The 12,038-nt window shown below is 41.7% G+C and carries 13 protein-coding genes and 1 tRNA gene; 10 read left to right on the forward strand and 4 right to left on the reverse strand.

Annotated features, from left to right (window positions below):
* Positions 1 to 6 precede the first annotated feature (6 nt).
* Entirely contained in the window at positions 7 to 1,125 is a 1,119-nt protein-coding gene (locus tag BLS28_RS09230; protein ID WP_091165171.1) for a WYL domain-containing protein, read from the forward strand.
* Positions 1,126 to 1,268: 143 nt separating this feature from the next.
* On the opposite strand, the gene BLS28_RS09235 is transcribed toward BLS28_RS09230, so the two are convergent.
* Positions 1,269 to 1,341: transfer RNA gene (locus BLS28_RS09235), tRNA-Phe, on the reverse strand.
* Between the two features lie 206 nt (positions 1,342 to 1,547).
* On the opposite strand from BLS28_RS09235, the gene BLS28_RS09240 reads away from it, so the two are divergent.
* Complete coding sequence (locus BLS28_RS09240) at positions 1,548 to 2,846, forward strand: 4Fe-4S dicluster domain-containing protein (RefSeq protein ID WP_091165174.1); 1,299 nt, start codon at positions 1,548 to 1,550, stop codon at positions 2,844 to 2,846.
* Between the two features lie 104 nt (positions 2,847 to 2,950).
* Positions 2,951 to 3,748: a (Fe-S)-binding protein gene (locus tag BLS28_RS09245; RefSeq protein WP_091165177.1), complete on the forward strand. Its 798-nt coding sequence runs from the start codon at positions 2,951 to 2,953 to the stop codon at positions 3,746 to 3,748.
* On the opposite strand, the gene BLS28_RS09250 is transcribed toward BLS28_RS09245, so the two are convergent.
* Entirely contained in the window at positions 3,743 to 4,225 is a 483-nt protein-coding gene (locus tag BLS28_RS09250) for a hypothetical protein (protein WP_091165180.1), read from the reverse strand. The genes BLS28_RS09245 and BLS28_RS09250 overlap by 6 nt on opposite strands.
* Positions 4,226 to 4,270: 45 nt before the next feature.
* Here BLS28_RS09250 and BLS28_RS09255 point away from each other — a divergent pair, with 45 nt between their 5' ends.
* The gene (locus BLS28_RS09255; RefSeq protein WP_091165184.1) at positions 4,271 to 4,756 is read left to right on the forward strand and encodes an ABC transporter ATPase; all 486 of its coding nucleotides are present in this window, start codon (positions 4,271 to 4,273) and stop codon (positions 4,754 to 4,756) included.
* A gap of 118 nt (positions 4,757 to 4,874) precedes the next feature.
* Positions 4,875 to 5,276 carry an SPW repeat domain-containing protein gene (locus BLS28_RS09260; protein WP_091165187.1) on the forward strand — a complete coding sequence of 134 codons (402 nt, stop codon included), beginning with the start codon at positions 4,875 to 4,877 and terminating at the stop codon, positions 5,274 to 5,276.
* Between the two features lie 59 nt (positions 5,277 to 5,335).
* Here BLS28_RS09260 and BLS28_RS09265 read toward each other — a convergent pair whose 3' ends face one another.
* Both BLS28_RS09265 and BLS28_RS09270 read right to left on the reverse strand, forming a co-directional pair.
* A complete protein-coding gene (locus tag BLS28_RS09265; protein ID WP_091165192.1) occupies positions 5,336 to 6,022 on the reverse strand; it encodes a PAS domain-containing protein in 687 nt (228 codons plus the stop codon).
* Between the two features lie 88 nt (positions 6,023 to 6,110).
* Positions 6,111 to 7,367 (reverse strand): BamA/TamA family outer membrane protein, encoded by a 1,257-nt coding sequence (locus BLS28_RS09270; protein WP_143020722.1) that lies wholly within the window; start codon positions 7,365 to 7,367, stop codon positions 6,111 to 6,113.
* Between the two features lie 203 nt (positions 7,368 to 7,570).
* Here BLS28_RS09270 and BLS28_RS09275 point away from each other — a divergent pair, with 203 nt between their 5' ends.
* From BLS28_RS09275 to tsf, 5 genes are all read left to right on the forward strand, one after another.
* On the forward strand, positions 7,571 to 8,986 hold the full coding sequence (locus tag BLS28_RS09275) for a S41 family peptidase (protein ID WP_176844419.1): 1,416 nt from the start codon (positions 7,571 to 7,573) through the stop codon (positions 8,984 to 8,986).
* Positions 8,987 to 9,309: 323 nt separating this feature from the next.
* Positions 9,310 to 9,747 carry a 50S ribosomal protein L13 gene (gene rplM, locus BLS28_RS09280; protein ID WP_090529488.1) on the forward strand — a complete coding sequence of 146 codons (438 nt, stop codon included), beginning with the start codon at positions 9,310 to 9,312 and terminating at the stop codon, positions 9,745 to 9,747.
* A 25-nt stretch (positions 9,748 to 9,772) separates the two neighbouring features.
* On the forward strand, positions 9,773 to 10,159 hold the full coding sequence (gene rpsI / locus BLS28_RS09285; RefSeq protein WP_090529485.1) for a 30S ribosomal protein S9: 387 nt from the start codon (positions 9,773 to 9,775) through the stop codon (positions 10,157 to 10,159).
* Positions 10,160 to 10,177: 18 nt separating this feature from the next.
* Entirely contained in the window at positions 10,178 to 11,020 is an 843-nt protein-coding gene (gene rpsB / locus BLS28_RS09290; RefSeq protein WP_091165203.1) for a 30S ribosomal protein S2, read from the forward strand.
* A 166-nt stretch (positions 11,021 to 11,186) separates the two neighbouring features.
* On the forward strand, positions 11,187 to 12,038 hold the full coding sequence (tsf, locus tag BLS28_RS09295) for a translation elongation factor Ts (protein WP_091165207.1): 852 nt from the start codon (positions 11,187 to 11,189) through the stop codon (positions 12,036 to 12,038).

A 12,038-nucleotide genomic window follows, 5' to 3' on the forward strand; every position in this document is an offset into this window, starting at 1 on the left:
TTCCCTATGCCTAAATTCACTATTGGGGATGCAGTGATTTTAAAAACGCACCCATTTCAAGAAACAATCCATTCCATCGTTATTAGCGGTGAATATCTGATGACGCCGCCAATAATGGTTGTTACAGAGGTTATCAATCATGATGAAGATGTTGATCCTCCAATTTTGAATAAGTACAAATGCGTATGGTTTTCAAGTAAAAAAAATCAATTTCAGGAAAGTAATTTACTGGAAACTGATTTAAGAAGGCTTGAAATTGAAGGCACGGATTATGATAATTTCCTACCTGGTTCGTTAGTAGCATTAAAAACTTTACCAGTTGAATTGGGTAAAGAGAGAAGTTTTATGCATTCCGAGCTTTCGTCTAACTCCAGCAAGAAAACTAATACTCTAAGTGGTTTACTTTCATTTGTAAGCCCAATAATGACGCTTTGCGAAATTAAAGAACACGATTTGGAGAAAGGAAGCAAGGTAAGCCCCGATATTAAGCGCAAAAAAATCTATCCCGACTATGTTGCAAAGTGCAAGTGGTTCAATGCAGTTGGTGAAAAATTCTCTGAAGAACTGTTGCCGTTAGCCTCGCTAATGATCATCATGGAACCTGACAATGAATTATTATCGATTTTGGATAAGGCAATAAAGGAAGAAACCTGTATAAATTGTTTAAATACGATTTTGAAACCTTTACAATTGTCAAATCGGAGCGGAATTTATTATATAACCTATTTCGATTATGTATTAAATAGAAACGTTAATAAAGAAGTTTCAGAGATAATTGATCCGATTGTAATATCTAATCCCTTTAAAACCCACGCTCCAATATTTAAGAAACGTAAGAAAGGCGGAAAAAGCATCCTAAAGCTTACTACCGAAGTTGAGACTCTTTTAAATAACGCCCTTAAAAGAAAAAGTAAAAACTACTTATTTATAAAATATCAAGATCGATTTGGGCAGATAACAACACGGACTTTAAGTAATTATGAGGTGATTGAGGGAGAGGATGATTTGTCACCAACAAAAGATCTTGTGAAATACTTAAGAGCATTCTGCCATCTTAGAGGATCGGATAGAAATTTTCGGGTAAAATCGATTATCGAAATTAGTGAATTGAGGTTAGCATTTTAAACGCTATAGCTTGCGACAGCAACGCCCGTCTGCCGCGTCGCGGCAGACGGGCACGAGATATATATTTAATAAAAAAAGCCCTCAGAAAATCTCTGAAGGCTTAATAAATTTTTTTTAATAATTTGACCATATGGTCTTTTAAGTGGTACCAACTGGGATCGAACCAGTGACACAAGGATTTTCAGTCCTTTGCTCTACCATCTGAGCTATGGTACCAAACCGTTCCCGTGTTTGGGGAGTGCAAATGTAGCCTTTTTTTTATGTTTGAAAACTTTTTTTTGAAAAAAGTTTCTGTTCGCCCCCTGGTTTTAAATAATTGTGCAGGTAATCAGCTAATTAATTTTCAAATATTTTTTCAATCCCAAAACATTTTGCGCTTTAAACAATTCATTTAACTTTGAGAAAAATACTATGCACGCATAATGATTGCTCAGCTTATATTTATTATCATCCTGGCGGCTGCCGTTTACTTCTTCGGCAATAACGTGTCTAAAATAAGGCGCAATATTTTGCTGGGTAAAGACACGGATCGTAACGACCAGCCAGCCCTGCGCTGGAAAGTGATGGCCAAAATTGCCCTTGGCCAAACCAAAATGGTTAAACGCCCCGTAGCGGCGGTAATGCACTTTTTTATTTATATTGGTTTTATTATCATCAATCTTGAAGTGCTGGAGATCATGATTGATGGGGTCTTTGGCTCGCACCGCATTTTTGCGCACCCGCTTGGTGGCTTGTATGGTTTTTTAATAGGCGGTTTCGAGGTGCTTGCAGTATTGGTACTTACGGCATGTATCGTTTTCCTGTGCAGGCGCAATGTTGTGCATCTAAAACGCTTTACGGGTACAGAAATGACTCAATGGCCAAAATCCGATGCGAATTACATCCTCATTACCGAAATATTGCTCATGACCGCTTTCCTGACCATGAATGCGGCCGATTATAAATTACAACTGCTGCATTTTGGCCACTATATTACAGCCGGAAGCTTTCCGGTGAGTTCATTGCTGGCGCCGTTACTGCCTGGTAGCGCTTCGGCATTGGTAATTACCGAACGGGTTTGCTGGTGGTTTCATATTGTAGGAATCTTGTGTTTCTTAAATTACCTACCATATTCAAAGCATTTTCATATCCTGCTGGCTTTCCCCAATACATACTATTCAAACTTGAACCCTAAAGGGAAATTTACCAATATGGCATCGGTTACTAATGAGGTTAAGGCCATGCTTGATCCATCATTCGTCCCTGAAAATAATGGCGAGCCCGCCCGTTTTGGTGCAAAGGATGTAACTGACCTTACCTGGAAAAACCTGATGGAGGCATATACCTGCACCGAATGCGGCAGGTGCACCTCGGTTTGCCCGGCTAACATTACCGGCAAACTGCTGTCGCCGCGCAAGATCATGATGGATACCCGCGACCGCATCACCGAGATTGGTAATAACATTGATAAGCACGGTAAAGACCACCAGGATGATAAATCATTGCTTGACAATTACATTACCCGCGAAGAGCTCTGGGCTTGTACCAGTTGCAATGCCTGTGTGGAAGCTTGCCCGGTGAACATCAATCCGCTGGAGATCATAACAGAAATGCGCCGTTATATTGTAATGGAAGAATCGCAGGCCCCGGCAAGCCTCAATAATATGTTTGGCAACGTAGAAAACAACGGCGCCCCATGGAAATACAGCCAGGCCGACAGGTTTAACTGGGCGGAGGAATAGTTTTACAGATCATAGTTAATGGTTTATAGATCATGGCTGTGAAGGGAAATAAAAATAATTAACAATGGTCCATGGACTATCGACCATAAATAAAACCATGAGCTATGAACAATGAACCATTGGCCATCCCAACCATGGCCGAAATGGCTGCACAGGGAAGGGAGCCTGAAATATTGTTTTGGGTAGGGTGTGCCGGCAGCTTTGATGAACGTGCCCGTAAAATTACCCGCGATATTTGCAAGATATTACAGCATGTGGGTATTAGCTACGCAGTGTTAGGTACAGAAGAAAACTGCACTGGCGACCCGGCTAAGCGGGCTGGTAATGAATTTTTGTTTCAGATGCAGGCCATGATGAACATCCAGGTGTTGGATGGCTATAACATCAAAAAAATAGTTACCGGTTGTCCGCATTGTTTCAATACCATAAAAAACGAATACCCTGGCTTGGGGGGTAATTATGAGGTGATTCATCATACACAACTTATTCAACAGTTAATTGATGCCGGTAAGCTGAAAGCCGAAAACGGTGAAAGTTTTAAGGGTAAAAAGATCACCTATCATGATCCTTGCTATTTGGGCCGGGGAAACGGCGTCTACGAGGCTCCGCGGGCAGCGCTGGAGATATTGGATACTGAGTTGGTGGAAATGAAACGCTGTAAATCAAATGGTTTGTGCTGTGGTGCCGGTGGTGCCCAGATGTTTAAGGAGCCTGAGCCCGGTATAAGGGATATCAATATAGAACGTATTGCTGATGTTATCGAGACTAAGGCCCAGGTGGTAGCCGCCGCTTGTCCTTTTTGTATGACCATGCTAACTGATGGCGTAAAAAACCAGGATAAGGAGCAGGAGATAAAAGTTTTGGATATTGCCGAGATCACGGTTAGGGCTAACGGGTTATAAACCTTTTGTCCTGAAATAATGCAACGCATTCTTCAGGCTGTCAAATTTGGTGGCGCTCATGTTATGAACCGGTAAATCAAATGTAGTGGCCATTGAGTCGATATTGCCATTAGGGTCTTCGTAGGTTTGTACAATAATATCATCAGTTTGCGTATTGAATTTTAATATGCCTGTAGTATCGCTGGCCAGATAATCAACATTGGTTAGGCGGTGCAGGTTAAAAGAAAAATATTCCTGTTTACCCTGTTGATAAGTTTTCCTCACACGTAAAAAATAGTCGTTAGTAAGGGTTATCTCCCACTTTTTGAGGTTGATACCAGGCGCGGGATTAAATGAGCTGTTGAGGCATTTATTGCTCCAGTTTAACCATTCCTGTTCGCTCATTTCGGCTTTAAAACCGTAATTTAGCGCAACAAGGGCTAAAATTGATGTAATGAGCGCGGTTTTTTCAATTGATGGCAGAATTGATATTTTCATGACAACAAAATGTAACCCGAAGTTAATAAATTGATATTTTTGGAAATGAAATTTTCTCCACAGTCAAGAGTTTGGATCTATCAGTCGGACAGGAAATTAACCGACCAGGAAGTACAACAGATTCAGCCTGAGCTGGACAAGTTTGCTACCGGGTGGACAGCTCACAATAACCAGCTGAAAGCCAAAGGTGAGGTTAGGTACAACCGTTTTTTTATTTTGATAGTTGATGAAAGCCAGGCAGGTGCCAGCGGCTGTTCTATTGATAAATCGGTTCATTTTATGCAGCAGGTGCAGCAGCATTTAGGCATCAATCTTTTCGACAGGTTTAATTTGGCTTATCGCGAAGGTGAGGAAGTGCTCTCACTGCCACGCCGTGATTTTGAGGCTAAGCTGAAAGATGGTAGCATCAATAAGGAAACGGTTGTTTACAATAACCTGGTTCAAAATTTAACCGAGCTTGAAACTAAATGGGAGGTGCCGTTTAAAGATAGCTGGCATATTCAGTTATTTCGCGACCTGGTAGCCAGTTAATTAACCGGCTATCCAAATTTTTTAAATTTACTGTGCTTAAGCCATGCAAATGTTTACCTTTGGCACAAAATTTAGATATAAATCATTTATACTGATACTTTATAAATAAGCTATAAAAATGAAAGGCTTCATCTCAACCAAAACTTACGGATTTTTAAACTACGTTGTAGCCCTGTTAATGATCTCAACTTTGTGGACTTTTGGTGGTACCCTGCATGTTGGTGGCGCTGCTTTATTCCTGCCTCTGATAATTGGCTGGCTGCAGTTGATCATGGCTATCTTCGCTAAAAACGAAATGGGTTTTATCAAACAATTCCCGATGGTTATGCACAATGTAGGTGACGTAATTATGGGCTCGTTCCTGTTTTGCTCGCCTTGGGTTTATGCTTTTTCTGATAAAATGGTTTTACCTCAATTAGTTTTTGGTGCTTACCTTTTAATTGTAGGTTGCTTTACCAAAGGTTCACCATTCATTAACCCACAGGTTGAAGAAGATCACGGCGTAAGCTATAATGCTTAATCCTTTTTCCCGAAAAGATATAAAACAAAAGAGGTGCTCATTTGAGCACCTCTTTTGTTTTATATGCCAAGCTCTTTTGATCGCTGCTCTTCCCGTTGATTACGCATGATTTTAGTGAAACCACGATGATTGTGCTGTTCATCAAACAGCGGAAAAACCAACCCGCTGCCCCAGAAACGTGTGCCGTCCTTGCGTACATGATAACGCTCATCAATAGCCCTGCCCCGGCTCAGCGCTTTTTTTAATTCGGCTTCGGGTTTACCTTCAGCAATATCTTCGGGAGTAAAAAAAATCCGGGCGCTTAGGCCTAATACTTCCTGTTCGGTGTAGCCAAGCACTTTTTGGGCGCCGGTATTCCAGCTGTTAATATCACCATTTTTATCTGTAGTGATCACCGCGTAATCTTCTAGGCTGTCCAACACCTGCCTGAAAAAGTCCTCGCTCATCCTAAAATAAGTGTCATCGAAAAGGTCCTGGCTGGTTATAGTGTCATCAAAGGTTTGATATTCGATGAAAATACTGGTATTGTCGACACCGCAAACCAGTTGCATGGGCTCGCGGGTGATGCGGTAAAAAGTTTCAAAGCCCGCTGGTAATTTATTTAATTCCGGTTTTTCTTTTATTGGTACAAGTGTTATGTCGACAGCCTCATCTTGTTGTGGGTTCAGGTTGATCTTTACCAATACATATTCGTAGCCTTTTTCAATCAGGTCGCCAAGTAGTTGTGAGGTTAACGGAGTGCGCATTTTTAAGGTAGATTGCTTGTTCAGAAGATTCCAGTACAAAAATGACACCAGTTATAACGGTGTACTTATCATCGCAGCCTGTTTACAGCTAAAATACCTCGTTAAGTCCCAAAAAGAACCCACTTGAACCATAAGTTCCCCTGGCATAATCAATACATAGATTGGAGCGCGTGTATTTATTAAACAACAGTCGCAGCCCTGCGCCGCCGCCGGGTTCCCAATACCTGAATAGTTTTATGCGTTGCTGATTGTTTGCTGTTTCTGCATTGATAAAGGCAACGCCACTAAGTAATTTGTTGCTTGTTAGCGGAAAACGGTATTCGGCCTCGTTATATACAAATGACATGCCTTTAAACCTACCTATAATAAATGCTCTGCCAATGCGGCCATAAGCATCGCTGCCGGTGCCGGGCAATTCAAGGTAGGGCAGCGCCCCGCTCAACAAATAGTTTGACCAGTGCCACAACGCAAAAACATGTTCGGGGTGGGTTGATGACAGGCTCCAATACTTCCTGAATTCAAACTTTACCTGCATGGCATTGCGGTTGCTGCCCAGCCAGGTTTGGTTGCTCCGCAAAACAATATCGGCATAAATACCCCTGAACGGCCGGTTGGGCTGGTCGCGGTTATTAAACTGGAAATTGAACAGCAGTCCATTAGCCTGGTACGAGTTAACAGGAAAACCGTTACGGATACTATAGCGATAATTATGAGTTTTTGATAGCGGAATGTCTTTGCGGTCATCATCTATATGGCTGTAATAATTAAAGCTTAGCCCGGCACCTACATATATATGATGTGCCAGTTTACGGTAGATGCGCTCATTGGCTTTGATATATACATAACGGATAGGGAATGCATCAGGATTATTTTCAAAATGGGTGTTGTTCATGAAAAAGTTGCCTTCACCAAAACTGCGCCTGCCGGTGCCGAGGCCGTTGTCCATGGCAACGGTTTTCCCAATTTGTACAGTGCCCTGCAGGTTCCACTTGTTTTCGGCCGAGAAAGCGTTTTGTTTAAACTCAAAAGTAGAGAGCCCGCTTGTTGACAGGTAAAAGCCCGCATTAATTACCGAAAGGGTTGTAGTTGAAGGATCGCCAAAGTATTTTCCTCCTGATGAGATCACCCCTCCCGCAAAACCTACACTTGGGTTATAAGCGGCCGATGGCAATACCGACCAATAGGTACGATTTCGTAGCTGTTCGGTAGCTGCGGCAGGTTTGCTGCTTTTGCCGCTGAATATGGAAGCTAAGATTCCATTGGCGTCTACCTGCGATTGCAGCGAATCAACCGGATCGGCCAGTGTTTGGGCAAACAACTTGCAGGTACTTAAAAGTACAATCAAGGTTAAGGTGAGCCGGTAAGCAGCGGGAGCCAATTATTCAGGAATTAATTAGTGTTCCTGCTAATATATTTATATCATCTGAATGTAAAAAACTTATTACAAAATAAAAATTCCATAAGTGCCGGCTGTCTGCCGAATGACTGATTACAAGTAATTAAGAAGCTGCTTGCAACCAATTTGCTATTTTGCGCATCATGTTTGATATGAAGCTGCCTTTACTCTTATTACTAATGATGGTGTTGCCTGTTGTTGGCTTGTCTGCAAAAAAACGGGACACTCTTGCTACAGAAAAACACTACTCAAAACATCAGTTAGCCGAAGATGTAAAATACCTGGTTGCCACGGTTGCCGACGTACATCCTGATATGTATCACAGCATAAGTAAGGCTTCCTATTCGCGGCTCATTGATAGTGTGCTTGCCGGCCTGCACGATGGTATGACAGCAAAAGAGGCGTGGCCAATTATGGCAAGGCTGATAGGCGCATTGAATGAAGGGCATAGTGTGTTTAACTATCCCGAATCGTTAGTTGGCGAATTGAAGGCTGGGGGAAATCTTTTATTTCCTGTACTGATAAGAGAGTTTAACGGCTCAGAGTTTATTGTGAGGCTTGATGCTTCCGCGGGAGATAAACTAAAGCCGGGCGATGCCATCATCAGCATCAATGGAATTACTACAGAGAAATTGATGGGTAAGCTGGGTGGTTATGCGGGCGGTCTGCCGCAATATAAGGCTCTTGATATCTGTCGTAACCTCATCGTGTATTTGCATTTGTATGGAGTAAACGGGCCATGGCATATCCGTTACCTACGCAACAATCAGGTAGATAGTGCAGTAGTAAACCCGGTTTCATGGGCAGATTTCAGAAGCAATATTGCTGCAAGAGCGAAAGACCTGCCTAAGATTAAACCAATTGCAGATCATCAATTTGATTTTTTGAATACGGATAAAGCCTATTTAGCATTGAATACACTTACAGCTGAACCGGCTGTATTTAAACGGTTTTTAGATTCGTGCTTTACTTCCATTAAAAACAAACAAGCCAAGGTGCTGATCATCGATTTGCGAAAAAATGGAGGAGGTAATTCGGCATTAGCCGAAATGCTATTAGGCTATATTACCGATAGGCCTTTCCGGATGACAGGAGGTGTGAAGTGGAAAGTAAGCCAGGAGTACAAAGATCAGCTTAATGAAAAGTTAAAGGGAGAAGGGCCACAAACGATGGCTTATTATTTTAATGCCATTAATGGTACTACTATATCAAATAGCGGTGATAAACCTGCCCGGCCAATATTTAATGATTTGTTATTCAAAGGGAACGTTTTGGTGCTGATTGGCCCGCATACTTTTTCAAGTGCCAACATGCTGGCCAATACCATTCAGGATTATAAGCTGGCTACATTGGTCGGTGAACCATCAGGCGAACCGGCCAATGATTATGGTGAACTGATTTTTTTAAAACTGCCTAACACCGGGTTTACTTTTACTACTTCAACCAAGCAATTTATCAGGGCCAATGGTAATACTAATGATCAACACCCGGTAATGCCAGATTTTATGGTAAAGGATAACCCGCTAACACCTGCTGATGAGGTATTGGATTTTGCTTTGGCCAAGTGAAAATTTTCGAGTTGGGGAAGGTAGCGTATACCGGCCAATGCGGTAAGGCCTGCAGGCGTATGAACGGATGGCCAGGGCCGGAGGCAATACCATTATGAACCGTGATTTTTAGGATTTAAGGATTGTCGGGATGTTTCTGCCTGTTCAAACAAAATAAAACCCTGGCAATCCCTGAATCTCCCCAAATCCCGGTTCAGACAATCCTTTAATCATGCTACAATATTTTCCTTAAAATCTATTTGCTAATAAGATAATTAACCCTATCTTTGCAGTCCCGAAAATACGGGGTATAATAAACGTTTAAACAATTTAATTTAAAGCAAGTGAATACGTTAAGTTACAAAACTGTCTCAGCCAACAAAAAAACCGTTAACAAACAATGGGTTGTTGTTGACGCCGAAGGCGAGATTTTGGGGCGCTTGTCTACGAAGATCGCAATGATCATCCGTGGTAAAACCAAGCCTGATTTCACCCCAAACGTAGACTGTGGTGATAATGTGATCGTTATCAACGCAGACAAGGTAAAACTGACCGGCAACAAACTAAGCGACAAAGTTTATGTTCGTTACACTGGATATCCAGGTGGTCAGCGTTTTATTTCTCCTAAGGAGTTATTGGCGAAACATCCAACCCGCATCATCGAGAAAGCGGTACGTGGTATGTTACCTAAAAATCGTTTGGGTAAAGCATTATTCGGCAATTTGCATGTATATGCAGGTGCTGAGCATCCTCATGCAGCGCAAAACCCAACAGCCATTTAATTTTTAATTTTTAAGGAGAAAAAAAATGCCAACAACTAACACTTCAGGCAGAAGAAAAACAGCCGTTGCCCGCATCTACCTTACAGAAGGAAATGGTGCGATCATCGTTAACGGTAAAGATTACAAAGAGTATTTCCCTACTTTGCCATTGCAATATATCGTAACTCAGAGCACTGAGGTTTCTGGTAGCACCGGAAAATATGATGTTAAAGCAAACGTTGCAGGTGGTGGTGTAAAAGGACAGGCAGAAGCTGTTCGTTTAGCTATCGCTAAAGCTATTGTTGAACTTGATGCTGAAAAGAAACCGGCATTACGTGCTAAAGGCTTAATGACCCGCGATGACCGTATGGTTGAGCGTAAAAAACCAGGTCGCAGGAAAGCACGTAAGAGATTCCAATTCAGTAAACGTTAATCAAAGGAGGACAACAAAATGGCAAGAACAACTTATCAGGATTTACTGGACGCTGGTGTACACTTTGGTCACCTTACCCGCAAATGGGATCCGAAAATGTCACAGTACATTTTCATGGAGCGTAACGGTATCCACATTATCGATTTAAATAAAACCTTAACTAAGGTTGAAGAAGCTGCTGCAGCTATAAAACAAATTGTAAAATCAGGCCGTAAGGTATTATTCGTAGCTACAAAGAAACAAGCGAAAGATATCGTTGCTGATTATGCGAAAAGCGTAAACATGCCATACATCACCGAGCGTTGGTTAGGTGGTATGTTAACTAACTTTGCTACTGTACGTAAGTCGATCAAAAAGATGTCAAACATCGATAAATTGACTAAAGACGGTACTTACAGCAACCTTTCTAAAAAAGAGCGTCTGATGATTCAGCGTGAGCGTATCAAATTAGAAACCCTTTTAGGTGGTATCTCTGACTTGAACCGTTTACCGGCTGCTTTATTCCTGATCGACGTTAAGAAAGAGCACATCGCGGTTTCAGAAGCATTGAAGTTGAACATCCCTACATTTGCTATGGTTGATACCAACTCTGATCCTTCAAACATCGACTTCCCGATCCCTGCGAATGACGACGCTACAAAATCAATCTCTTTGATCACCAGCATCATCATCAAAGCTATAGAAGAAGGTTTAGATGAGCGCAAACGTGAGAAAGAAGACGAAGCTGAAAAAGAAGCAGTAGCTGCAAAAGCTAAAGCTGATGCTCCTGAAGTTAACGAAGGCGGTAAAAGAACCCGTAAAGTTGCTGAAGTAGCTACTGAAGGCGAAGCTGAAGCTCCGGCTGCTGAAACAGAAGAATAATCTTCCTTGTTAACCCTTTAAGGGAACAACAAAAAATATATTAATTCTCTCACCTCAGCAAGGGGTGGGAGATTTTTAATATTAAAAATAGTTGCAGGTTACAGTATTATAACACCATAGCGGTAACTTGTAACCCGATATAAAAAATCTTAAAACTCAAAAAAACATGTCTACAGTACAAATTTCTGCAGCCGACGTAAACAAACTGCGCCAGCAAACCGGTGCCGGTATGATGGATTGCAAAAAAGCATTAACCGAAACTAACGGTGATTTTGAAGCAGCTATCGATTTTTTAAGGAAAAAAGGTGCTAAAGTTGCAGCAAGCCGTCAGGACAGGGAATCAAACGAAGGTGTTGTTATTGCACGTACGTCTGAAGATTTTAAAACCGGTGTTATCATCGAGCTTAACTGCGAAACTGACTTCGTAGCTAAAAATGCTGAGTTTATCGCTTTTGCAAATGAAATTGCTAACAAAGCTGTTGAAGCAAAACCAGCTTCAATTGAAGAGCTTTACGCCCTTGAAATCGACGTTGAAACTGCCCGCGTTAAAATAGGTGATGCAATCATCGAAAAAACAGGTAAAATCGGTGAGAAAATCGGCGTATCTAAATATGAAGTTGTTAACGGTGAAAAAGTTGTTGCTTACATCCACGGTAACTTCCGTTTAGGTGTATTGGTAGCATTAAGTGCTGATGGTGCAGGTGCCGAAGAAGCCGGTAAAGACGTAGCCATGCAAATTGCTGCTATGAACCCTATCGCTTTGGATAAAGATGGTGTTGACGCTTCAGTAATTGAGCGTGAGCTTGAAATTGCTAAAGAGCAGATCCGTGCAGAAGGTAAACCAGAAGCAATGGTTGAAAAAATTGCTGCAGGTAAGTTGAATAAATTCTACAAAGACTCAACCCTGTTAAACCAGGAGTTTGTGAAAGATTCGTCTAAGAGCATTTCACAATTCCTTGACTCAGTTGAAAAAGGCCTTACAGTAACCGCCTTCAAGCGAGTAGCTTTAGGAGCTTAA

The sequence above is a fragment of the Mucilaginibacter gossypii genome (assembly GCF_900100945.1).
GTDB classification, from domain to species: Bacteria; Bacteroidota; Bacteroidia; order Sphingobacteriales; family Sphingobacteriaceae; genus Mucilaginibacter; species Mucilaginibacter gossypii.

What these genes read in the sequence shown, in the direction of transcription:
- BLS28_RS09230 (WP_091165171.1), top strand. Translation starts at nt 7, where the DNA reads ATGCCTAAATTCACTATTGGGGATGCAGTGATTTTAAAAACGCACCCA.
- BLS28_RS09240 (WP_091165174.1), top strand. Translation starts at nt 1,548, where the DNA reads ATGATTGCTCAGCTTATATTTATTATCATCCTGGCGGCTGCCGTTTAC.
- BLS28_RS09245 (WP_091165177.1), top strand. Translation starts at nt 2,951, where the DNA reads ATGAACAATGAACCATTGGCCATCCCAACCATGGCCGAAATGGCTGCA.
- BLS28_RS09250 (WP_091165180.1), bottom strand. Translation starts at nt 4,225, where the DNA reads ATGAAAATATCAATTCTGCCATCAATTGAAAAAACCGCGCTCATTACA.
- BLS28_RS09255 (WP_091165184.1), top strand. Translation starts at nt 4,271, where the DNA reads ATGAAATTTTCTCCACAGTCAAGAGTTTGGATCTATCAGTCGGACAGG.
- BLS28_RS09260 (WP_091165187.1), top strand. Translation starts at nt 4,875, where the DNA reads ATGAAAGGCTTCATCTCAACCAAAACTTACGGATTTTTAAACTACGTT.
- BLS28_RS09265 (WP_091165192.1), bottom strand. Translation starts at nt 6,022, where the DNA reads ATGCGCACTCCGTTAACCTCACAACTACTTGGCGACCTGATTGAAAAA.
- BLS28_RS09275 (WP_176844419.1), top strand. Translation starts at nt 7,571, where the DNA reads ATGAAGCTGCCTTTACTCTTATTACTAATGATGGTGTTGCCTGTTGTT.
- rpsI (WP_090529485.1), top strand. Translation starts at nt 9,773, where the DNA reads ATGCCAACAACTAACACTTCAGGCAGAAGAAAAACAGCCGTTGCCCGC.
- rpsB (WP_091165203.1), top strand. Translation starts at nt 10,178, where the DNA reads ATGGCAAGAACAACTTATCAGGATTTACTGGACGCTGGTGTACACTTT.
- tsf (WP_091165207.1), top strand. Translation starts at nt 11,187, where the DNA reads ATGTCTACAGTACAAATTTCTGCAGCCGACGTAAACAAACTGCGCCAG.